This is a genomic window from Geofilum sp. OHC36d9, assembly GCF_052400685.1.
GTDB lineage: Bacteria > Bacteroidota > Bacteroidia > Bacteroidales > Marinilabiliaceae > CAZHHH01.
This window is the reverse complement of the sequence record NZ_JBQTGJ010000005.1, coordinates 79,986-103,337: the sequence shown is the minus strand read 5'-3', so window position 1 is coordinate 103,337 and position 23,352 is coordinate 79,986. Positions and strand designations below refer to the sequence as shown.

General features: G+C 39.2%; 18 protein-coding genes. 16 read left to right on the top strand and 2 right to left on the bottom strand.

Annotated features, from left to right (window positions below):
• Positions 1-90 precede the first annotated feature (90 nt).
• The gene (locus ACT3CD_RS07750; RefSeq protein ID WP_444644512.1) at positions 91-348 is read right to left on the bottom strand and encodes a hypothetical protein; all 258 of its coding nucleotides are present in this window, start codon (positions 346-348) and stop codon (positions 91-93) included.
• A gap of 489 nt (positions 349-837) precedes the next feature.
• Positions 838-1,566, bottom strand: coding sequence for a hypothetical protein (locus tag ACT3CD_RS07745; RefSeq protein WP_444644511.1), 729 nt, complete (start codon positions 1,564-1,566; stop codon positions 838-840).
• A gap of 1,112 nt (positions 1,567-2,678) precedes the next feature.
• Here ACT3CD_RS07745 and ACT3CD_RS07740 point away from each other — a divergent pair.
• From ACT3CD_RS07740 to ACT3CD_RS07665, 16 genes are all read left to right on the top strand, one after another.
• Positions 2,679-4,001 carry a TolC family protein gene (locus ACT3CD_RS07740; protein ID WP_444644509.1) on the top strand — a complete coding sequence of 441 codons (1,323 nt, stop codon included), beginning with the start codon at positions 2,679-2,681 and terminating at the stop codon, positions 3,999-4,001.
• 109 nt (positions 4,002-4,110) lie between these two features.
• Entirely contained in the window at positions 4,111-5,409 is a 1,299-nt protein-coding gene (locus ACT3CD_RS07735) for an efflux RND transporter periplasmic adaptor subunit (protein WP_444644507.1), read from the top strand.
• Positions 5,410-5,457: 48 nt separating this feature from the next.
• Positions 5,458-6,243: a YbhB/YbcL family Raf kinase inhibitor-like protein gene (locus ACT3CD_RS07730; protein WP_444644505.1), complete on the top strand. Its 786-nt coding sequence runs from the start codon at positions 5,458-5,460 to the stop codon at positions 6,241-6,243.
• A gap of 187 nt (positions 6,244-6,430) precedes the next feature.
• Positions 6,431-7,189, top strand: a complete 759-nt coding sequence (locus tag ACT3CD_RS07725; protein ID WP_444644503.1) for an ABC transporter ATP-binding protein — start codon at positions 6,431-6,433, stop codon at positions 7,187-7,189.
• Positions 7,190-7,292: 103 nt separating this feature from the next.
• Positions 7,293-8,513: an ABC transporter permease gene (locus ACT3CD_RS07720; protein ID WP_444644501.1), complete on the top strand. Its 1,221-nt coding sequence runs from the start codon at positions 7,293-7,295 to the stop codon at positions 8,511-8,513.
• Positions 8,514-8,621: 108 nt separating this feature from the next.
• Positions 8,622-9,686 carry a sensor histidine kinase gene (locus ACT3CD_RS07715; RefSeq protein WP_444644499.1) on the top strand — a complete coding sequence of 355 codons (1,065 nt, stop codon included), beginning with the start codon at positions 8,622-8,624 and terminating at the stop codon, positions 9,684-9,686.
• A gap of 289 nt (positions 9,687-9,975) precedes the next feature.
• Positions 9,976-10,701, top strand: coding sequence for a LytR/AlgR family response regulator transcription factor (locus ACT3CD_RS07710; protein WP_444644497.1), 726 nt, complete (start codon positions 9,976-9,978; stop codon positions 10,699-10,701).
• Between the two features lie 641 nt (positions 10,702-11,342).
• Positions 11,343-13,757, top strand: coding sequence for a TonB-dependent receptor domain-containing protein (locus ACT3CD_RS07705; protein WP_444644495.1), 2,415 nt, complete (start codon positions 11,343-11,345; stop codon positions 13,755-13,757).
• A gap of 31 nt (positions 13,758-13,788) precedes the next feature.
• Positions 13,789-15,018 carry a DUF4374 domain-containing protein gene (locus ACT3CD_RS07700; RefSeq protein WP_444644493.1) on the top strand — a complete coding sequence of 410 codons (1,230 nt, stop codon included), beginning with the start codon at positions 13,789-13,791 and terminating at the stop codon, positions 15,016-15,018.
• 316 nt (positions 15,019-15,334) lie between these two features.
• On the top strand, positions 15,335-16,525 hold the full coding sequence (locus tag ACT3CD_RS07695) for a PepSY-associated TM helix domain-containing protein (protein WP_444644491.1): 1,191 nt from the start codon (positions 15,335-15,337) through the stop codon (positions 16,523-16,525).
• Positions 16,526-17,619: 1,094 nt separating this feature from the next.
• Positions 17,620-19,011 (top strand): ligand-binding sensor domain-containing protein, encoded by a 1,392-nt coding sequence (locus tag ACT3CD_RS07690; RefSeq protein ID WP_444644489.1) that lies wholly within the window; start codon positions 17,620-17,622, stop codon positions 19,009-19,011.
• Entirely contained in the window at positions 18,959-19,708 is a 750-nt protein-coding gene (locus ACT3CD_RS07685; protein ID WP_444644487.1) for a RagB/SusD family nutrient uptake outer membrane protein, read from the top strand. The genes ACT3CD_RS07690 and ACT3CD_RS07685 overlap by 53 nt, the downstream gene beginning before the upstream one ends.
• Before the next feature lie 92 nt (positions 19,709-19,800).
• Entirely contained in the window at positions 19,801-21,030 is a 1,230-nt protein-coding gene (locus ACT3CD_RS07680; RefSeq protein ID WP_444644486.1) for a glycoside hydrolase family 16 protein, read from the top strand.
• 153 nt (positions 21,031-21,183) lie between these two features.
• Positions 21,184-21,282 carry a DUF418 domain-containing protein gene (locus ACT3CD_RS07675; RefSeq protein WP_444644679.1) on the top strand — a complete coding sequence of 33 codons (99 nt, stop codon included), beginning with the start codon at positions 21,184-21,186 and terminating at the stop codon, positions 21,280-21,282.
• Positions 21,269-21,907 carry a hexitol phosphatase HxpB gene (gene hxpB, locus ACT3CD_RS07670; protein WP_444644484.1) on the top strand — a complete coding sequence of 213 codons (639 nt, stop codon included), beginning with the start codon at positions 21,269-21,271 and terminating at the stop codon, positions 21,905-21,907. The genes ACT3CD_RS07675 and hxpB overlap by 14 nt, the downstream gene beginning before the upstream one ends.
• Before the next feature lie 385 nt (positions 21,908-22,292).
• On the top strand, positions 22,293-23,348 hold the full coding sequence (locus ACT3CD_RS07665) for an efflux RND transporter periplasmic adaptor subunit (RefSeq protein WP_444644482.1): 1,056 nt from the start codon (positions 22,293-22,295) through the stop codon (positions 23,346-23,348).
• Positions 23,349-23,352 lie beyond the last annotated feature (4 nt).

Sequence of the window (23,352 nt, the reverse complement as noted above, 5' to 3'; positions counted from 1 at the left end):
ATGCTGTGCGCGATGCTGTTATTGGTCACGCGATGCTGGTGCTATGTGTTTTGTTGGTTGTACATAATTCAACAAATTTCATTATGCCGTTTATTTGGCTGGATTAAATTTGTCGTAGTCCCATTTTTTAGGATTGTTGATGAAGTAATTTTTAATTCGTTGGTATTCAGTGTTGTTTCGGATGATGTGATCGTGAAAACGGGATTGCCATGCGAAACCGGGGTGTATTTTGCGCGAATGAATGGTTCCCATTCGTTTATATTGGTTGATAATTACGCCCAATGATTGGGGTTCCCATTTTTGGGTAGAGACGCCCAAATTGATGGTGGAGACAACAAATTCGTCCAATTTAACAGATGTAAAATGTGCCGGTATTTGGCACCAAAATAGTGTCAAAAAAAAGACAGTATATGGTGTCAGTGCGTTATACAAAAGGCGTATATCGAAGCAGGGATAAGTTTTTTAACCGATCAGATTTTAAATGTGACTATCAGATTGTTTTTAGAACCAGTATGATGTTTTATGTTTGTATCCCATTTAAGTAAAAAGTTGTGCAATCTGTCAGGCTGATTTAGGATATTACGCTCCCTTCTTTGTCAGGTATGCTCCCTTATCTGTTAGGTGAGCTCCCTTATTTGTCAGGTATATTCCCTTGTCTGTCAGGTGAGTTTCCTTATTTGTCAAATATGCTCCCGTGTCTGTTAAGTAAGCTCCCTTATTTGTCTGGTCGATTCCCTTGTCTGTCAGATGAGCTCCCTTATCTGTCAGATGAGCTCCCTTGCTTATCAGACAGGCTCCCTTCTTTGAGAACGTTGTCCCTTTTTAAACAGACCTCATTTATTCCATGGTCGAATCTGTCCCTTTTACTTTAGAGGCTTCTCCAAGATTGGAAAGCGTTTTGGCAAAAGTGAATTGCTCTTTTTTTACGGGTTGATATTGATAGTAATTTGCTGCTTTTTTGCAGATACTGATTATTTCGTTGTAGATAGCGTTGAAAACACTGGCTACTTCCTGAGTAATCTCTTTAGTTGCGACTTTTAAAGTTTCCTGAGTGACATTAGCCCGGATGAAGGTATCGGCATATCCGATAATGGAGTCAATCAGGGCCGGCTTCATGCCTTTAGCGGTAATTTCAAGTCGTAATGCATCAGTCATATTTGTTTTGAACTGATAGAGAAGCTTTATTAATGATTCCTGGTTGTTTTTTTGTACTCCACGGAGATTTTTTTCAAAACCTAGCGTTTTTAGCATTTCATTTTTTTTGGATATTTCATTTTTAAAGTCTTCGTCGATTTGTGTTTTGAAAAAAGAGATATCGCGTTTGGCGGGGGTTTGTATTGCCGCAAGGGTTGCTGTCGCAACACGAAGTTCTTTTTTTGCATCGATACCCAGATGGGTTTCGATGGCGCTGTCGATTCGGGCCATTAAATCAGAAGCATACTGAACGGTCCAGTCAGTACGAGTGTTTGAAAGTTCTGAAATGTTAGCTTTGAAATTTTTGGCGATGGTTTTAGCTGCCATAAGCATATCGACATCTTTGCAACTATAATTACGATTTTTAGGCATGGAATTAAGCGTTTGGTTAAATGTTTTATGTACTTATAGTTTGTCTGTAAAGTCCAGCTTCTGCGTTACCTTTGCTTTCAAAGTGATCATTTACGGAAGTAAACTCACATTTTTCGAGCTGCACAAGCCTTGTGTCTGAACTTTATATTTTAAACCACTATTGTCCGGTAAAAAATATATTCTCCATTTAAGTGCTCAAGCCGCACGGGCTTTTACTTTTTTTACTCATTGAAGTTTTTATTTCAAAGGTATTCGTGATCCGCTTCGCTCCACTACAGCAAAATTCAATTTATTAAAATGCCGCCGCTGCAAGTAATTTCCTAAAAATCAATTTCATTGTCTAAAATCCGGGAACTCGCTTCGCTCAAACAGCCCGGATTTCTTTACGCCAATAAAATTGATTTTCTTAACGGAAATTTCTTGAGGCGGAAAGCAACCCCAATATCTCCTAAAATCTCTGACTATCACATTGGATCTGGGTTCTAATCATTTCTCTAAATTTTTACCGGACACCAATGATTTTAAACACAGAATTTATTGACAGGCACTAAGTATCCTAAAATTAGTAAAATGATGGGGAATAAAAAGAATCACTATTGTCCGGAAAAAAATATTCCCCGTTCGGGGTAGCTTATCGCTACGTCGTATCACGTAAAAAAGATGTTTTTTATTTATGTGCTCAAGCCGCACGGGCTTTTACTTTTTTTTACTCATCGAGGTTTTTATTTCAAAGGTATTCGTGATCCGCTTCGCTCCACTACAGCAAAATTCAATAACATTAAAAATGCCGCTGCTGCAAGTAATTTCCTAAAAATCAATTTTATTGTTTAAAATCCGGGAACCCGCTTCGCTCAGACAGCCCGGATTTATTTGCGCCAATAAAATTGATTTTCTTAACGGAAATTCCTTGAGGCGGAAAGCAACCCCGACATCTTCTGGATTTACTGGTTTTTAATTGATTCTTTATTTTTTTTAGCGGACAGCAATGAAAATGAATAAGCTCCCGTCGAAGAAATACATTCATATTTCTAAAATTCATTTGCTTTAGTCTAATGAAATTGTAATACATCAAAGATTGCTTCAGTTTTGTATTGTTTTAAAAGCCATACAATATGAAGATTTTGAAAGCTCTAATTTTTTTAGCTCTAAGCGGTTCGTTTTTTGTCTCCGCACAAGCACAGTCTTATTCTTTAAAAGACTGTATAGAATATGCTTTAGAGAACAGCACCGATATAGAACGTTCTCAAAATAATGTAAGTATTCAAAGTGCTTATCTGGAACAATCCAAAGCCTCCCGTTTACCAAATTTGCAATTGGGAGTGAATCAACAGTTGAGTTCAACCAGTAGTTACAATAGCACCGACAGTGGGTGGGACCGAAGTAGTAATTCGACTTTAAATGCTTCTTTAACTTCAGAAATTGCACTTTATAATGGGGCGAAAATTAAAAACACCATTTCACAAAACCGAATTAATCTTGAATCGGCAGAGTTAAGCATACAAGCCGAAAAGGAATTAATTAGTTTAAATATTTTATCCTATTACATAGATGTTCTTTTGGCCAGAGATAATTTGAGCAACAGCCGTCTGCAATTTGAAGCAACACAAAAACAATTGGTGTATGCAGAGGCAAGAAGTGAAGCGGGCGTCATATCCCGTTCCGATTTGCTTTATATAAAGTCTCAATTGGCATCTGATAAAACAAGTATGATTGAAGCTGAGAGTAATATGCGGATTGCTCTTGTTTCGTTGATGCAAATAATGAATATGCCAATAAACGACAGTTTTGATATTCAGCAACCTGATATTGAGGCCCTGATTAATCAAAATCCTGAAATCAATCCGGAAGCAGTATATAATATAGCTCTGGGTATACAGCCGGGTATTCAGACAGCAGAACTTAATGTTAAAAGTGCCGAAACTGAAGTTGCCATTGTAAAGTCGGGCACTTTACCGAGCTTGAAGTTAAATACAGGCGTTGGCACGGGTTACGGCTCAAACATAGACAATATTAATTTTGGAGAACAATTTTCTAACAACGTAAATCCTTATGTGGGTTTAAGCCTCTCGATTCCTATTTATCAGCGGAAGCAGGTTAAAACCCAAGTTAAAGCGGCCCGGATTGAATCGAGTAATGTAAAGCTTGAATTGATGGATTTGAAAAATGATCTTAGAAAATATATTGAGCAAGCATGCACCGATGCACAAACAGCACAAAGCAGCTATAGCGCTTTACAGGAACAGTTGGACGCAGAGCAGGAATCGTATGATGTTGCCAGTGAAATGTATTCTCAGGGTCTGATCAATTCTGTTGATTTTCTTTTATCAAAGAACAACCTGATTATAGCCGAAAACAAATTTACACAAGCAAAATACAACTTAGTTCTTCAAAACAAGATTGTAGAATACTATCTGGGAAACCCAATTGAGTTGTAATTGAATAAATAATAATAAAATGAAACGAGCCAAGGGAGTGACTTCTCAGAAAGGGTGGCTGATTATCGGGCGAATTTTATGTGACAAATAGAAATTAAATTATAAACAGATGAAGCGAATAAATAAAAAATATTTAATCTATGGTACTGCTTTAATCGCATTATCAGGTATCGTATTTCTGTTCGTGTACTTTAAAGGAGGGGAGCCGGAATATGTGTTTTCGACCACAAAAGTAGAACGGGCGTCAATTAGTAACACCATTACTGCCACGGGAACCCTTGAGGCAACCAACACAGTAGTGGTGGGAACCCAGGTATCGGGCGTTATCCAGAAATTATATGTCGATTTTAATTCGGCAGTTAAAAAAGGGCAATTAATAGCCGAGTTGGATAAATCAACCCTACAATCGAGTCTGGAAAATGCCGAGGCCGATGTAGAAAAAGCAGAAGCCAATTTTGAATATCAGAAATCATTGTTGGCCAGAAACAAAGTGTTGTATGAGAAAGAGCTATTGGCAAAAAGCGAATACGACTTAATTTTATTCAATTATAAAACGAGTAAAGCGGAAGTAAAATCGGCGAAAGCTAATTTTAGCCGGGCTGAACGCAATCTAAGTTATGCATCCATTTATTCACCCATTGACGGCGTTGTATTAAACCGGGCTGTAGAAGAAGGGCAGACCGTTGCCGCCAGTATGAGTACGCCGGAATTGTTCACCATAACGAACGACTTGTCAACGATGGAAGTTGAAGCCAACATTGACGAAGCTGATATCGGTCAGTTAGAAGTGGGGCAACGGGTTGAATTTACGGTAGATGCGTTTTCGGAACGTACGTTTAAAGGAAATGTGACAGAAATACGTTTGCAACCCAACGAGTCTTCGAATGTAATAACCTATACCGCAATAATTACAGTAAGCAATCCTGATTTGAAGTTAAAGCCGGGTATGACAGCAAGCATCATTATTTATATAGAAGAAGCGAATGATGTATTGGTTGTAAAAGAAAAGGCGACCAGTTTTACACCTGATCCGCAATTATTAAACGATTATATGAGTCGTTATTCTGAAAAAGAGGGTAAGCCACAAACAGCCAGAGCTGGAAAGGATGGCGACCGAAAACCGGCATTCGGGCCCGGGGCAAAACCTGAAATGGATGATACTCATAAGTTGGTTTGGGTAAAAGAAGGTGCATTGATACGTCCGGTGGTTATAGAAGTAGGGATTGATGATGGTTCAAACATGGCGGTTATTTCAGGTCTGGAGGAAGGAGCAACAATCGTTACATCTTTTGAATTAGCCGATAACTCTGAACTTACCAAAAAGGATAATTCGGAAGGCGATCAGAAAAGTCCATTTGTTCAGGAAAGTCCACAACGGGGAGGCGGCCCCAGTGGTCCACCCCGTTAGTCGGATTTAATGCAAAGGATTGTTAATAATGAATTAAAACAGAAAGAAATGAAATGTTTGAAGAGTATTATTTTATGCGTATTTCTTGTTTTTGTGAGCCTCCAGATAATTGCACAGCAAAAGGGTGAATTTACAATCAAGAGTTCCGGGGTTAAGTCCGATGGTTCGTTATCCATTGAATCTACCGGTGAGGGGGAGGGGGTTTCGATGCCGTTGGAGTGGACGAATATACCTGAAGGAACCAGATATTTTGCGCTAAATCTTTGGCATATTCCACACCCGACTGATTCATCTGTTGTGAAATCGTATTGGGTGGTTTACAATATTCCTTCTGACATTAACAGTATTCCTAAAAATGCGAAAGGGTTTGGAATTGTTGGCTATAACGATAAAGATCAGGCCGGATACGACCCCATGAAGTCGAAAGGGCCGGGAGTAAAGGAATATAACCTGACGATTTATGCCCTTTCAGAGAAATTGAAGTTTAACACCGACAAGGTTTATCGTACCGATTTGTTAAAGGCTATTGACGGAAAAGTGTTAGGCGAAAGTACCCTGAAATATACGTATGAAACGGGTCTTGTAAACAAATCAGCCCAACAATTCAGAGATTCAGCAGAAAGACCATTGACAGAAGAACAAAAGGAAAAGGTCAGATTCATTCTTTCAAATTATGATGCCGGCGCTTTAACGGTTCATGATGCCGAAGCCATACACGCTGCATTTCGGGATGCCGGACTTCGAATGAGCCGTGCTGTTGAGACTGTTATAAAAGAAGCCGGCTTTAATCCTGATCAACTGAAGGAACTGGCGCCTGCACGTACGCGCAACTAAATAGCGTTTGTCTATAAAGTCAACTACTTCGTTACGCTTGTCATAAAAACAGTCATTTACGAAAAGTAAACTCCTTGATTTTTATGACTTCGCAAGCCTCGTATTTGAGCTTTATATTTCAAACACTTAGTTTATGGGCAGGCACTGAATAATAGGACAGATTGAAAATAATGAAATAATAGGACAGATGGAAAATAATGAAATAATATCAATAAAGAAGCTGCATAAAACTTACCATGTTGGAGACGAAACGATTAATGCCCTGAATGGAATAGATTTATCGGTTCAAAAAGGGGAGTTTTTGGCTATTATGGGTACCAGTGGTTCGGGCAAGTCAACGTTGCTGAATATTTTGGGGTGTTTGGATTTACCAACCAGTGGAGATTACCTGTTAGATGGGGTGAATGTGAAATCACTAAACAAAAATCAACTGGCCACAATTCGTAATCAGAAGCTTGGGTTTGTATTTCAGTCGTACAACCTTTTACCTCGTACTTCAGCGCTTGAAAATGTTGAATTGCCTTTGCTGTATAACCCATTGGTAAATAGTAAGGAACGAAGGGAGCGGGCAGAGCAGGCATTGCTTGCCGTAGGGCTGAAAGACCGTATGAAGCATTTGTCCAATCAAATGTCGGGGGGACAACAGCAGCGTGTGGCCATAGCCCGGTCGTTAGTCAATCAGCCGGTCGTTATTTTTGCCGACGAAGCAACAGGTAATCTGGATACACGCACATCCTATGAAATTATGGCACTGTTTCAGGAGCTAAACGAAAATGGGATGACCATTTGTTTTGTGACGCACGAACCGGATATTGCCGTTTTTACCTCACGTAATGTAGTTTTTCGTGATGGCAGAATAATAAAAGATAAAATTATTGAAAAGCGTCAAAGTGCAACAAGTGCATTAGAGCTGCTTGATAAAAACAAATATGAGTTTGAATATTGAGACCTAAGGTATGAAACGGGAATGATTCTGTGGATTACAACCGATAACGGTCAACAAGGAGCTAGTAGTATGCGTCACCTTTTAAACCAATAAATAGAGACCAATGAAATTAATAAACCTGATAAGAATTGCCATAGCTGCCATAAGACGAAATAAGATGCGTTCGTTTTTAACCATGCTGGGTATTGTGATAGGAGTTGCCGCCGTAATTGCCATGCTGGCCATAGGTCAAGGTTCAAATGCCAGCATTCGGGAAACGATCAGTTCAATGGGTACAAACCTTATTAATGTGAAGCCAGCCAGTCAAAATAAAGGCGGTGTGCACCAGGGGCGGGATGCATCGCCAACTTTGGTTGTGGCTGACGTTACTTACCTTGAAAACAACAGCACATTAATAGGGGCTGTTTCACCAGAAATGGATGGCAGCGGTCAGATTGTGTATGGTTCCAATAATTGGCCAACCACCATTTACAGCGGAAATGAAGATTATGCGTACATAAAAAAATATGAAATTGCAACAGGGCGAATTTATACCACGAGAGAGATCAAAAGCGCAGCAAAAGTTTGTATCGTTGGTCAAACCATCATCGAAAATATTTTTGGTGATGATGTAGACCCGATTGGTCAAACCATTCGGTTTAATAATATCCCGTTTAAAATAATCGGCACATTAAAAGAAAAGGGAGACAATACCTTTGGTCAGGATCAGGACGATATGATACTTGCGCCATACACCACAGTGATGAAACGGTTGTTCAGGCAGACTTATTTACGCGCCATCGTGGTCTCTGCCAAATCGGAGGATTTAATTGCTGAAACGAGTGTTGAAGTCACTGAATTATTGAGGGCGTCGCATAAGTTGAATGAAAATGAAGAGGATGACTTTGAGATCAGAACCCAGGATGAATTAATTAGCAATTTCGGATCGATCTCTGAAATGATGCTGGTACTTCTAGGTTCTATAGCCGCAATTTCATTGATTGTCGGCGGTATTGGGATTATGAATATTATGTATGTTTCGGTAACTGAACGCACCCGTGAAATAGGATTACGAATGGCCATCGGCGGTAAGGGGAAGGATATTTTACGTCAGTTTTTGTTGGAAGCATCGTTGCTAAGTGTTCTCGGCGGTATTATAGGCGTTGGAGCCGGTATTCTGGCTTCAAATATTGTTGAAAGCATACTTGGCTGGCCCGTGTTAATTACCAGTAGTTCAATTGTTTTATCCTTTTTGTTTTGCACATTTATCGGCGTGTTCTTTGGCTGGTATCCGGCACGTAAGGCTTCGGCACTAAATCCCATCGAGGCACTCAGACATGAATAAAAAACAATACATTTGCATGATAACGCGAACTTGTCTGCGCAAAATATCAAACACCGGAGAATGTGAATTATGTGATTTCTACCTGAAAAAATAATCAATAATAAACAGATGAATTTTTCAAAACATAAGATAGAGAAATGGTTACCTCATTTTAGTGGTTTGCTTTTATTTCTTATTCTGCCAATTTTTGTTTTTGACAGGAATAACGAGCGGGCGATCTACTGGATTTATAACTATTACTATCAACTGGCATTCATGATTATCGCTTTTTATGTGAACTATCTGGTGATTGTTCCACGCTTTTTTTTCTCAAAGCGGAAGGTGTACTTTTTCATTGTCTTATTTCTGTTTACCTTTTTATTGCTCACCGTATCGCAATGCCTATATAACTATTTTCAACTGGAAAACTTAGGTCCCAATGGTATCTCGGGCGGAAATAAACCTCCAAAGATTACCAATAGTTTAGGATTACACCCTAAACTTGTGGATAACTTCTTTTTGTTATTAATAGTATTGGGTTTTAGTAGTGGAATGGCCATTATTCAATATCTCGGAAAAAATGAATCCAAACAAAAAGAGATTGAAAAAGCGCGTGTTGATTCGGAGCTGGCATTTCTGAAAAATCAAATTAGTCCTCATTTCTTTTTTAATGCATTAAATAATATTTATGGGCTGATTGCCATTGATAGCGATAAGGCACAACAGGCGGTGGAAAAGCTTTCAGGCCTGATGCGTTATCTTATTTACGATTCAAATATTGATACCATTGAGTTGCAAAAAGAATTCGATTTTACATTGAAATATATTGAGCTGATGCAACAACGTTTAAGTTCGAAGGTTAAGCTTAATGTAGACATATCACTCAAAATTCCGGCAGGACAAATACCTCCGTTATTATTTATTCCATTTATTGAAAATGCGTTTAAGCATGGCATCAGTTATCGCGAGCATTCATTTGTTTCAGTAAGGCTGACAACTGAAGATCATAAGGTTATTTTTGAATGTAATAATAGTATTCCAACCGACAGGAAACAAAATAATAAGGGCGGCGTTGGTATTGTTAACATCCAAAAACGATTGGATTTGATATATGGTAATACGTTTAAATTGGATATTGATCAGGGGGAGAAAGAATATCGTGTTTTATTAATTGTCCCCTTTAAAACTAAGTAGTGTTTGAAATATAAAGTCAACTACTTCGTTATGCTTGTCATAAAAACAGTCATTTACGAAAAGTAAACACCTTGATTTTTATGACTTCGCAAGCCTCGTATTTGAGCTTTATATTTCAAACACACATTTTTTGGACTTGGCAGGCCTTGAATTTGAACATTTCTTATCAATCACCTGAGTTTCTTGCAGTCACTAAGTCGATGAAACAAGCCATGAAAGGGAACTCTCACTAAGGTAAATGATTATCGCGGCGAGTTTCATGTGGCAAAAACAAACAAATTATAAACAGATGAATAAAATTACCTGCATAGCAATTGATGATGAACCGATCGCATTGGGAATCGTTGTTTCATATATAAAAAAGATACCCTACCTCGAATTGCTGGCAGAGTTTGATAATCCTATTGATGCTTCAGAGTATATACAGGAACACAAGGTTCATCTTATTTTTCTGGACATTAATATGCCCGACTTATCAGGCGTTGAGTTTGCCCGAACTTTAGATAAAAACAGTAAGGTGATATTTACAACCGCTTATGACAAATATGCTGTGGAAGGGTTTCAGCTTCATGCCCTCGATTATTTGTTAAAGCCCATTAGTTTTGCAGTATTTACCAATTCGGTGACGCATGCCAAAGAATACTTCGATTTAGTTGAATCAAAACAGTCTGAATTACCAATAAATACGGAGGATAATTACCTGTTTGTTAAAGCCGATTACCAGATACACCGGATTGAATTTAATGATATCTTGTTTTTTGAAGGATTAAAGGATTATGTGAAGCTTTATATTGAGGGGGCCTCAAAATCGATCGTCTTTCATTCAACCATGAAACTTTTAGAAGAAAAATTGCCGTTAGATCGATTTATGCGTGTACACCGTTCCTTTATTGTTTCATTAAATAAAATAAAAACGATTGAGCGCGACCGGATTATATTTGGTGAAAAGCGCATTCCGATAAGTAAACAGTATAAGGCTGGCTTTGATGAGTTTGTGAAGAAGAAGTTTTTATAGAGTGGCGTTGGTGCGTCCTGGTGCATCACTACCGCTTCTATGGTTGTAAAACGGCTGAATACTTAGTTTTGGATATCGGTTTTATAGATGTGTTTCTCCGACCTTACTTGCTGTCCTAAATAAGAGGTGTATTATGCAGATTTAAAGGATATAACGGTATTTGTACAGGTGACGTTATCTTCGTTGAATTGCTTAAGTCTGGCTTTAGCGGATAAGAGTATGGTAAAACGGGGTGTTATACCATTCGGTTAAAATTCGAAAGAGGTGGATATTTGGTCTAGTGCTTATTTCTTTTAGTTAGTTGAAAGAATAAAATTTTTGTAGAATTTAATTCGTTTTCGATAGCATTTGATCATGCTAATTATAGCACATAGAAGGGCAGTTCTTGCATTTTTAAGGGGCAACATAATCAGCATCCCTTTTTTTAGGGATGTTGTTTTGAGCCAATCGCTCCATATATTATCATAAACACTCATCGAAAGTTAAACACAAAACCTTGAAGCTGAGCTACAGCGTTTTGTGTTATTTTAATTAGCGGCATGATTAAAGTCAGATTCCCTATTAATAGGGATTGTGAGGCTGATGCCTGCTCAATACCTTTGTGCTCTTCGAAAATGTGGATGATATAAAATTAAAGGACTTTGAGTAAGCAGTTGTTATTTGGGCATATTGTCTTTTTTTGGGTGATGATATTTTTAAGTCAATCGGTTATAGCACAAGAAAGGAGAGGAGGGGATTTAAGCGGAACTGTTGTTTCTTCTACAGGCGAAAGTCTCCCAGGCGTTACTTTATTACTTACGGAGTTGAATTATGGAACCGTAACGGATATTGATGGTGGATTTGAATTTAAAGATGTGGCTAAAGGCACTTATGTGTTGCAGGCAAGTTACATGGGGTTTGAAACCGTCCGGAAAACTGTGAGTATTACCAATGATCCATCAAAGATTAATATAGTGCTAGGGGAAACTAGCTACACTATGGATGATGTAGTTGTGACGGGAAAGTCGGCAACACGTCTCGTTTCCGAACAAGCCTATCAAGTGTCATCCGTTTCTGCCAGGGATTTATTTAACAGCACAGCTGATGCCAAAGTTGTTATGAATCGGATTTCCGGTGTAAGAATAAGAGAAGAGGGCGGATTGGGTTCTAATATGGATTTTACTCTTAATGGTTTTTCCGGTGATCAGGTGAAGTTTTTTATGGACGGAATTCCCATGGACAATTTCGGCGCTTCTCTGGGATTAAGCGATTTGCCAGTGAATATGATCGAGCGGGTTGATGTCTACAAGGGAGTTGTTCCTGTTTGGTTGGGTACAGATGCGCTGGGAGGGGCTGTCAATATAGTGACCAACCGAAAAAGTAATTATCTGGATGTTTCCTACTCTTACGGGTCGTTCAATACACACAGGGCTTCAGTTAACGGGGCTTATACGAACTCCAGGACTGGCTTTACTGTGAGAGGGAATGCTTTTTATAATTATTCAGACAATAATTATGATGTGCTGGCTGAAATTGTAGAAAACAACACGGTTGTAGATACCGCTGAAGTGGAACGTTTTCATGACCGATATCGTTCGGGGACTGTCAAATTTGAATCGGGGTACGTTAATAAACCCTGGGCTGATAATTTCCTTTTGGGTTTGGTTACCACAGCCAGTGATAAGGAGGTTCAGCATGGCGCCACTATGAGTACCGTTTATGGCGGGATTGTTCAGAACAGTCATTCCCTGATACCGACTTTGCGTTACAACAAAAAAAATCTGCTGGTTGGCGGATTGGATGTTAGTCTTTACAGTGCGCTCAATTTTAGTGAATCGCAGGTGGTTGATACCCTTAGCGGAGTAAGGTATAACTGGTTGGGTCAAAAGTCGGTTTCGCGGACAAGCGATGGACAAGTTTCTGATGATGGAGAATTTTTAAAGACCTTAAGTACCTTAAATGAAGATGAGTTCACCAGTCAGTTGAACGCCGGTTATGCCATTAGTGATCAAAGCTCAATGGCAGTTAATTATGCGGTAAATTATTTTAAGCGCAAGGCTTTTGATTTAGAGAATCCCGATAATATTGATAATAAATATCCAAAATCGCTTTTGAAGCAGGTGTTGGGATTGGCTTATAAGCTTGATGTTGGAAGCCGCTTGAGCACTACGCTTTTTGGTAAGTTTTTTTCCTTGCGTGCCACCACCTCTAAAGAGTTTGATTTCGCTTTGGAGACGCAGCGGGTAGAGGCGGTTGAAAGTTATAAGCAGGAATTTGGTTTTGGGTTGGCCTCAACATATAATTTATTGCCAGATTTTCAAGTCAAGGCTTCGTATGAAAGAACCAACCGGATGCCAATGCCGCTTGAGATTTTTGGCGATGGACTTTTTGTGGATGCCAATCCCGATTTGGGACCTGAACGAAGTCACAATGTAAACCTCGGTATCGAGTATCGGTATAATCAATATCCCAAACATCAATTAGAGGTGGGTAGTAGTTTTGTTTACCGCAAGGCCTCTGATTTGATTTACACAGTAGTTACCGTTTCGAGTCCCATGACGCATTACGACAACCTGAGTAGCACCAGAGTTTATGGGGTGGAAGGCAATATAAAGTACCAATGGAATAACAAGTTTCATGTGAGTGCCAATGTCACATATCAGGATATAACCGATCAGGCAGAGCGAGTTTATAATAACTCCTATACCGGCACCGGTTGGCAGAAAAATTATCACTATGGCTTTCGTTTACCCAATAAGCCTTACTTCTTTTGGAATGCCAATGCCGGGATGAGCGTAAAAGCACCAGGCATGTCTGGTGGAACTTTAAACGTCAACTATTTTCTTACTTATGTAGAGAGGTATTTTCTCACATGGGCAGAATTTGGATCCTCCAATGATAAATATGTCATTCCCCGGCAAATTTCTCATGGTTTGGAAATGGGTTATAGCTGGCAAAATGCCAGATATAACCTGTCGGTAGCGTGCGATAATTTGTTGGATGCCAGGTTGTATGATAAGTATTATCTTCAAAAGCCAGGTCGTTCATTTAGTATAAAATTGAGATATTCGCTCTAAAAAATAAGTGTAACAATTAAACTGAAATAAAATGAAAATATTTAAGAATATTCCTTTATTGCTTATAAGTAGTCTTCTGTTTGGCAGTAGTTTGTTTTTTACTTCGTGCAGCGATGATGATGATGACACGGATGAATATAAAGGAGACGATGCATTTGCGCTTTCACTGGCCTATCAGGGGACAGATGGTAATTTTACTTACTATACTGTAAAGTTTGAAGATGTTATGAGTGGAAGCCTTTCAGCTTTTGGGAAGGGCATTGACCAGCTTGGGTATTATACCTATAATCAGATTGGCGACAAAATTTACTGTATTGGAGGAATGGGTACCAATAACATCATCGGCTTAGAAAATGATGCCGATGGTAATTTGTACGAAACAGGAGGTATTTCTTCCTTTGATAACAGCCTTAGGGATGTTGTGGAAACCGAAGACGGAAACTTGTTGGGGGTTGAGATTTCCGCGGCATCTGATGTTGTGGTATTGCATATAATAGACCCCAACAGCCTTTCTGTTAGCTCTACCGTCAGCAGTGCTGTTTCTAATCTGAGCAGTGTTAGCGGTCCCTCGTTTTCAGGTATGGTTCAGAGTGGGCAATACGTTTACATTAGTTATTATATCAGCGATCCTGTTACGTATGCCACCAATTACACAGATGTTGCTCAGGTTGCTGTGTTTTCTTATCCAGATCTGGAATTTGTCAAAATCATTGAGGATGTACGTACCGGACCCATTGGAGGTTTTGGCACCAATTCAGGTTTGATTAAAGATGAATTGGGAAATGTATATGCCCTGTCTCATTCAAACCCTGCCAACGGTTTCAGTCAGTTTACCAAAGAAGCTGCGATATTGCGTATCAACAGCGGAGAAACCGAATTTGATCAGGAATATTTCTTCTCTTTTGATGAAGTTGCAGAAGGTAAAACGACAGCCCATTTGCTTTATCTTGGTGATGGAAAAGTATTAGCAGAAATGAATATGGCCGACAGAGATGAACAGTCTGTCTGGTCGGACAGCCCGCTTAAACCTGCCGTTTTAGATCTAAATGCCAAAACAATTAATTACATAAGCGATGTGCCCGAGCATTCAGGCATAGGCCGAAAGCTGGCTTCTGCTGCGCTGCATGATGGGAATTATGTTTATATGTGCATTCCGGAGGATGTTAGTATTTATGTTTATAGGATTGATCTACAGGATTATACTTCTGTCAAAGGAGCGGAAGTTGAAGCCAATTTTGTGGCCGGTTTTTTTAAACTTTAAATAGAGTCCCGTCTATAAAGTTCAACTTCTGCGTTGCGCTTGTCATAAAAACAGTCATTTACAAAAAGTAAACTCCTTGATTTTTATGACTTCGCAAGCCTTGAATTTGAACTTTATAGCCAAACTCACGAGTTTATGGACAGGCACAAAATAGTGCTTGCAAGAAAATTTCAACTTCTGCGTTCTGTTTGTCCTCAAAATGATCATATACATCAGTAACCTCCCATTTTGCTGACCTCGTGCGCTTTGAATTTGAATATTTCTTATCAAACACTTTAATTTTTTAGTGGAGACAAAAAGGTAAACATGGATAGGTATGGGTATTTGGAGAAGCAGAATTAAACCATTTATTAACTGGTTGCATTTATGGCTGGGGCTGTTCTCAGGACTGATTGTTTTCATCGTAAGCATTACAGGTGCTATTTCCGTGTTTGAACAGGAGATAAAAGATCTGACACAGCCATGGCGATTTGTAGAAGCGCGCGACCAACGCTTTGTTCCGCCCAGTCAGCTTCTTGATACCGCAGCGCTTTATGTACCGGGACAAGAAGCAACCGGCCTTACTTACGAAGATAAGGAAGGTGCCGCAGCAGTTGGCTTTTGGTTTAATGAAGGACCAAAAAGATTGTTCAGCGTCGTTTATCTGAATCCTTATACCGGTGAATTTATAAAGAAAAATAACCATTTTTCCGAAGGACAATTTGATTTTTTCCATTTTATAATGAATGGTCACCGCGCCCTATGGTTGCCGTATGCCATAGGGCGCCGCATTGTCGGCATTGGCTCACTTATTTTTCTGTTCCTGCTACTTTCCGGATTAATAATGTGGTGGCCCAAAACCTGGCGTAAGCCTCACCTTAAGGGGGCTTTTAAGGTAAAGTGGAAGAGTAATTTTAAACGCTTAAACCACGATCTGCATAATGTCCTGGGCTTTTATGTTTTGATCTTTGCCTTGGTTATTGTAGTTACGGGGCTGGTATGGAGTTTTGAGTGGTTTGGAGATGCCGTTTATTATGTGACATCAGGAGGTGAACGTAAAAGTGAACATATTCATCCTCATTCAGATGTTAAAAACAAGGATGCGCTTGATAATGACACCCTGCCAGCCATTGATCGCGCCTTTTATAAAGCATTAGAAGTAGAGCCAAATCCTCAGCGCATTTATATGACGCCCTTTCTCGCGGAAGATGATGCGTCTATCGAAATCGTGTTTTACAAGTACAAAGGGAAATTCTATAATCATAACACCTATTTCTTTGACCGCTATACCTTAGAGCCACTTAGAATAGAAGGCGACCGCTATGACGAAGCCAGTTTTGCACAACGCATGTCTGAGATGAATTACGATTTGCACACAGGGCGGATTTTGGGACTTCCAGGGAAAATTCTGGTTTTCCTGGTTAGTCTAGTCATCGCCAGTTTGCCAGTTACCGGCTTTTTTATCTGGTATCAAAAGGGGCAGACGAATAAGAAACAGCGGCAATCCATAATGAAACAGTTGAAATAGCTGGTATATACTGATGTTTCGTTTTGTGTGGTAGCTTGAGGTGACAGGTGTTGTCACCAATTTACATCAATATTTGTTTTTATAGCCTGAGTTGCTTCAAACGACTCAGGCTCTGTTGCTTTCTTGCTGACACTAGAGTCTCAGCAGACTTGTAAATGATTGTGATATATGTACTTTGCCTGGGCGCGTTTTCACATTAAACAAACTTGTCTGGTTTCTTTTTATGACGATATGTTACAGCAAATGGCTATTATTCGGCAAGCTCTCCAAAGTATAACTATTCTGTTCATACTGTTTACGCTTTTTAAAGCAAACATCATAACCTCATAATGTTTAATACAAATTAGAAATAATACATTTGCAAACACTATTGTCCGGTAAAAAATATATTTTCCATTTAAGTGCTCAAGCCGCACGGGCTTTTACTTTTTTTACTCATTGAAGTTTTTATTTCAAAGGTATTCGTGATCCGCTTCGCTCCACTACAGCAAAAAAAAGTAAACAAAAAATGCCGCCGCTGCAAGTAATTTCCTAAAAATCAATTTTATTGTCTAAAATCCGGGAACTCGCTTCGCTCAGACAGCCCGGATTTCTTTACGCCAATAAAATTGATTTTCTTAACGGAAATTCCTTGAGGCGGAAAGCAACCCCAATATCTCCTAAAATCTCTGGCTCGCACATTGGAGATGGGTTCTAATCATTTCTCTAATTTTTTACCGGACACCAATGATTTGCAAACAGCAGCTATGGCTGATTTTAACTTTTATTTTTATATTTTGCTGCGTGTTTTATTTGCTTAAAAAAACTTGAATCTTATGCAGGGAAAACTCTCAAATGCTACTTTTAGAAAATATAAATTCATATATCAGTTTTTAATTTCTATAAGGAAATAGCAGGGAATATCGAGAGCCTGATGCAGATTACAATTTAGATGAGTGGTCTTACTCTTGTATCATAAACAAAAGGAAGGTGAAATTGAATCAATATTTTGCGAAGACCAAATAAGTAAGTATGTTCAATGCATTTAAATATAATTTATTCTGTATTTTTTTCTTAAAAATGAGGTGAGGTACTCAAAAGACATTTAATAGATTATGCGAATTTTATTTGTTATTATATTTCTGATATTTATCTGGTTTCCTTCCGGTGCAATTGAGCTGATCCAAAATCCGTTAAGACAAAATTATACTTATCAAACATTTGAAAATTTGACATTGCCATTCGATGCCAATATCGTAAACACGATATGTCAGGATGAGCAAGGCCTTATGTGGTTTGGAACAAAGCGAGGACTGTTTAATTATAACGGTTATAACATACAAGGGTACATAAATGATAAAGCATCCGATGGCAATTCAATTCTGGCTATTACTCAAATAAATTCATGTTACCTGTGTATAGGCACAGACTATGGATTGCTATGGTTCAACCTCAAAACAGAGCAATACGGATCCCTTTATCCTGAACTGGAAATACTGAAAGCCATCAGGTCACTGGCCATTTTTGACAACAAGCTTTGGATAGGTACCCGAGACGACGGACTGTATTGTTATAATATGGATTCAGGAAAATTACAAAAGACCGTTTTGCCTGACAGTAATGAGACATTAATATACGCCTTAGAGCCTGCCGGAGATAAGCTGTTTGTTGGTTCTTATGAATCGTTGAGTTATTATGATACCCGGACACAGCAACGATACCAGATTGATTTTGGCGGCAATAAGCGGCTAATGGTTAATTCCTTGTTATGGGACAATGCCAATCAATGTATCTGGGTTGGTACAGAAGGTTTTCTTTTTAAGTACAACATAGAGAATGGGGCATTGGAATCTATGCCATCTCTTGAAGGGAATTCATTTAAGACTTTAGCCATCGATAATAAAGAGAATTTGTTGATAGGTACGGATATTGGGCTATATGTATATAGTCAAACGACAGGCAAATACAACCATATAGTGCATGATTCAAGGAATACTCAATCATTGTGTAACAATGTAATTTGGAATATTACCTGCGACCGAAAACAGAATATATGGCTGGCAACCGACCGGGGTCTATCGTTGGCCCAAGTCAATATTGGTTATCGTCTTATTCATTTGTCGGAAATAGTGCAAACAGGTAGCGGCAATTTGTTTACGCACCTGCATGTCGATTCGAAGGATGAATACTGGCTGGGGGGCGAAAACGGACTTATCCACATCAAAATACATGGGGCTAAATATCAGGTGAATTGGTTTCAGGCTAATGATATAACTTATCCATTGAACCATAGCCGCATCCGGTATATTTATGAAGACCGGGAACATGATATATGGATAGCCACCGACGGGAGCATAGCCCGTTACGACAGGCAACGCGACAAGTTCATTTATTACACCATACAGGATAAAACAGGAAAAAAGAATGCAAACTGGGCGTATGACATCTATCAGGATGAATATAACAGGCTTTGGGTCGCAACTTATTTGGGAGGATTATTCATTTAAGACAATTGACCTGGCAGATGCTTTTTATAGTCTAAATGGAATACCTACAACTGATAACACAGTCTGTGGATACTTCGATGATGGTTCAGCTGATTTATGGACACTGAATGAAGTACGTTATGCAAACCGTGATCCTCTTTTAAGGGCTACACTTTTCATCCCTGGTATGGCATGGGGAGAGAAGGGCTGGTATTATGGCGGGGCCGCAGCCTCCTATTCTACTCTTTATGTGATGAAATATTTCAACCCGGCGCTGAATTGGTCAACTTCCTGGGATTCCGGACAGGACTTTTATGTGATACGTTATGCAGAAGTTTTGCTGTCTTTAGCCGAAGCATACATTGAGAAGAATGAGGGTTTGGATAGGGCTGTATTCATGATAAATTCAGTCAGAGAACGTGTCGGAATGCCTTCGGTAGAAGAGGTAGAAGGCGCAGACCTTTCGCAAGCTGCGCTGCGTGACATTGTTCGCCACGAGCGTCAAGTAGAACTGGCTTTTGAAGGTTTGCGTTTGTTCGACCTATACCGTTGGGGGTTGTTGAAAGATGCGGTAGATCGGATTAATAATGAGGCGACAACTTTCAATTTTTGGTACGAATACCGTAATTACCGTGGCGAACAGGAATATTTTTGGCCGATACCTCAAACAGAAATAGATTCCAATTCACAATTGGAACAAAATAGTTTGTGGAAATAGCATTAATATATGTGGGGAGTTTTCTTCTTTTTAGCAAAAAACTCCCCGCTGCTTTAATTCAGATTATTAATATGAAACCAACAATGTACAATATGTCACTAACTATATTGTTATTATTATTCCTTTCTTGTGGAAACAGCGATAACGAAAAAATAACTCCATCGAATGTAAATCTCACCTTAACCCTTGGTGTTATAGACAGTCATTCTTCGGTGTCAGGGATAGTTCAGATATCAGGGAATGATATAGATGAAATTTCTGCCGAAAAGGGTGTGTGTTATTCTGTAACGAATAGTAATCCCACAATTAATGATGAAATAGCCCTAATATCCGAAAATAACAATATCGGTTCTTTCACTATTTCTTTATCCGGGTTGACTGAATTGACAACATATAATATACGTCCTTACCTAAAGGTTCATGATACTACGTATTATGGACGTAGTCAATCGTTCAGGACCTTAGGGAGTTCTGCCGATTATTATCCCGTGGGCAAAAATGAGCAGCCCCCTGTTTATGAGGGTTATACCCTAGTTTGGGCTGATGAATTTAATCTAGATGGAAAGCCGGGTAACGATTGGAGTTACGAAACGGGATTTGTCAGGAATGAAGAATTGCAGTGGTATCAGAGCGACAATGCAACCGTCAAAGGTGGGTGTCTTATTATCGAAGGGCGGAAGGAAAATGTATCTAATCCCAATTATGTTGCAGGAAGCGCAGATTGGAAGACAAACCGGGTGCAAGCTGAGTATACATCAAGTTGCGTAACGACACAGAGCAGCCACACATTTATGTACGGACGTTTTGAAATACGTGCTAAAATTCCGGTTGGACAGGGCGCCTGGCCGGCTATTTGGTTACTGGGCAATACCTGGGAATGGCCTATGAACGGGGAAATCGACATATTAGAATATTATATTAAGAATGGACAACCGTCAATTTTGGCTAACGCCTGCTGGAGTTCCAATAAAAGATGGACTGCCATATGGGATGAATCGGTAACACCCTTTACCTATTTTTCCGGCAAAGATCCGGATTGGAGCAATCAGTTTCACATTTGGAGAATGGACTGGAATAAAGACTGCATACGTATTTATCTGGATGAAGAGCTATTGAATGAAATAGATTTATCCCAGACAACAAATCAAGGTTTCGATAACAATTACGAGAATCCTTTCAATACTCAGTACGAAGGTTTTGGTGACTATATTTTGCTCAATCTGGCCATCGGCAGTAATGGTGGAACACCCGATAATAGTATTTTTCCGTTGAGATATTATGTTGATTATGTTCGTGTTTATCAGTACGATGTGCTCAAATAGAATGTATTGAAAATTTTAGATGAGATTATGTTATCAGGGGTCGGGAAGGGGCTATTTTTAAAATATGTCAACCGTGGTAAATTTGGCATTTATGATGATTTTAGTTTCATCTTTTACATTGTTGTATCATACAATTTTTCATAACCATTATTCATTATAGCTTGTGTTTATTGGGGTAAAAATCACAAACACGGACCATTAGAAAGCATTTGGCACAAATTAACCTGGATTAGAATAAATGATGATAAATAATAGTATTAAAGCCATTGTTTTTGACATGGATGGCGTGATAATTGACTCTGAGAATTTGTGGAAACAAGCAGAGAATGAGGTGTTTTCTTCAGTTGGTGTCAAGCTGACTGATGAATTTTGCGCCATAACAAAATCGATGACGACTACCGAAGTTACTAAATTTTGGTACAATCATTTTCCTTGGCAGGGAAAGAGTCTAAAAGAGATTGAAAAAGCAGTTATTAATCGTGTTGGAGAACTTATCAGCAAGAAAGGGAAACCTATATCGGGGATTAATGACTTTGTTAAGGGTTTAAAATCAATGGGATACAAAATAGGGTTAGCAACAAATTCGCCAGCTTGTTTGATCCCTGTTGTTTTGCAGAGGGTTGAACTTGAACACTATTTTGACGCTACAACGTCAGCCGAATTTGAAAAAATGGGAAAACCACACCCTTCTATTTATGAACGCATTGCAAAAAAGTTAGCAGTTGATCCCAATAACTGCGTCGTTATTGAAGACTCTGAATCTGGAATTACAGCAGCCAGGAAAGCTGGTATGAAGACGGTTTTAATTTCTAATAATTGTGAGTTTACGAATGCTGATAAACATGTAAATTCTTTTTTACAAATACGATTACATTAATGTATACGAGAATATATAAGGCCTTTAATTTACGGGGTCAGGGCACCATCAGTATACAGGCTCTTTCTTTTTTGTCAACCATTTTCTTTCCTGAAAAAAGCCTGCCAACAAATTGATAGCAGACTCTTATAATAAACAAATAACCCCAACGCTCAGCCCATGCGGCAAATTTCTATACTGAAATCATGTTGTGTGATTAACACTTCAGTTCAACTCAGATTTCCGGCCATGACGGCACAACAATATTGCGTTTTTCAATTAAACACGTCATTTCTCCACTTCAACAAGGATATTTTCCCCTTCCACTTAAAATAAACTATCCCTTCTTTCTCAGTTTCTATTTTTGCAAAAAACAGATGAAGAAAACATCTAAATCCAAAAGAAAATGAGAACAGTACTATTGTTTTTGACCATCGTTGGTCTTGTCTTGCTGACTGCCGGATGTGTCGATCATGTTGGGGAGCAAAAAAAGGAAATGCGATATGTGAAAGTGGCGAAGGTAACTACCCCCTCCTTTCTTGACGAACGATCATTTAATGCCACGATTGAAGAGAACCACCAGTCCTCTGTGGCTTTCAGGGTGGGTGGACAGATGGCGAGTATCTATTTCTCGGAGGGCGACTATATAGAGAAAGGTCAGGTACTGGCAGCGCTTGACAAACGGGATTTCAAAACGCGATTGCTTGCAGCTGAGGGCCAATACAAGCAGGCCAAAAGCGAATTTGAAAGATATTCTCAACTTCATAAACAGGGCAAATTTCCGCAGAATTCTTTGGACAAGCTGGAAGCCGGCTTTCTTGCTGCAAAAAGCAACTGGGAAAGTGCCAGCAATGCACTCCTTGACACGGAACTGAAAGCCCCCTTCTCGGGCTATATATACCAAAAATTCATTGACAACCACGAACCTGTGGCACCTGGTGAACCCGCACTAATCATCATTGATACCAATACGCTGGAGGTGAATTTTTCGGTTCCAGAAACAATTATCAATCAACTCCATGAAGGTCAGCAGGCCAAGGTTGTCATAAATCATAATACCAACGTAAAATATCCTGCAATCGTAAAATCGGTTGCTCATAAAGCAGGAGATGACGGGTTATTTAACGTACGATTAAAAATGCCGAATCCCGATCCCCAAAAAATAAAGCCCGGAATGACTGCAAAGGCCATTATTGATAATTCCTCTTCTGAACAGACAACAAACATTTCAATTCCTACCGAAGCGCTTTTTTTTCAGGAAAAAGAATCAAAGGTCTGGATTTTTAATCAGCAGACCAACAAGGTATCCAGTCGATCCGTTATCGCAGGTGAAATTATTGATGATGGCTGGGTTCGTATTCTCGGAGGGGTACATGAAAACGAAATGATTGTTATTGCGGGAGTTCACTCACTTATGGAAGGACAACAGGTGAAACCGCTTTCACAGAAGGTTTCACTTTAAAAAA

What these genes read in the sequence shown, in the direction of transcription:
- ACT3CD_RS07745 (WP_444644511.1), bottom strand. Translation starts at nt 1,566, where the DNA reads ATGCCTAAAAATCGTAATTATAGTTGCAAAGATGTCGATATGCTTATG.
- ACT3CD_RS07740 (WP_444644509.1), top strand. Translation starts at nt 2,679, where the DNA reads ATGAAGATTTTGAAAGCTCTAATTTTTTTAGCTCTAAGCGGTTCGTTT.
- ACT3CD_RS07735 (WP_444644507.1), top strand. Translation starts at nt 4,111, where the DNA reads ATGAAGCGAATAAATAAAAAATATTTAATCTATGGTACTGCTTTAATC.
- ACT3CD_RS07730 (WP_444644505.1), top strand. Translation starts at nt 5,458, where the DNA reads ATGAAATGTTTGAAGAGTATTATTTTATGCGTATTTCTTGTTTTTGTG.
- ACT3CD_RS07725 (WP_444644503.1), top strand. Translation starts at nt 6,431, where the DNA reads ATGGAAAATAATGAAATAATATCAATAAAGAAGCTGCATAAAACTTAC.
- ACT3CD_RS07720 (WP_444644501.1), top strand. Translation starts at nt 7,293, where the DNA reads ATGAAATTAATAAACCTGATAAGAATTGCCATAGCTGCCATAAGACGA.
- ACT3CD_RS07715 (WP_444644499.1), top strand. Translation starts at nt 8,622, where the DNA reads ATGAATTTTTCAAAACATAAGATAGAGAAATGGTTACCTCATTTTAGT.
- ACT3CD_RS07710 (WP_444644497.1), top strand. Translation starts at nt 9,976, where the DNA reads ATGAATAAAATTACCTGCATAGCAATTGATGATGAACCGATCGCATTG.
- ACT3CD_RS07700 (WP_444644493.1), top strand. Translation starts at nt 13,789, where the DNA reads ATGAAAATATTTAAGAATATTCCTTTATTGCTTATAAGTAGTCTTCTG.
- ACT3CD_RS07695 (WP_444644491.1), top strand. Translation starts at nt 15,335, where the DNA reads ATGGGTATTTGGAGAAGCAGAATTAAACCATTTATTAACTGGTTGCAT.
- ACT3CD_RS07690 (WP_444644489.1), top strand. Translation starts at nt 17,620, where the DNA reads ATGCGAATTTTATTTGTTATTATATTTCTGATATTTATCTGGTTTCCT.
- ACT3CD_RS07685 (WP_444644487.1), top strand. Translation starts at nt 18,959, where the DNA reads ATGAATATAACAGGCTTTGGGTCGCAACTTATTTGGGAGGATTATTCA.
- ACT3CD_RS07680 (WP_444644486.1), top strand. Translation starts at nt 19,801, where the DNA reads ATGTCACTAACTATATTGTTATTATTATTCCTTTCTTGTGGAAACAGC.
- hxpB (WP_444644484.1), top strand. Translation starts at nt 21,269, where the DNA reads ATGATGATAAATAATAGTATTAAAGCCATTGTTTTTGACATGGATGGC.
- ACT3CD_RS07665 (WP_444644482.1), top strand. Translation starts at nt 22,293, where the DNA reads ATGAGAACAGTACTATTGTTTTTGACCATCGTTGGTCTTGTCTTGCTG.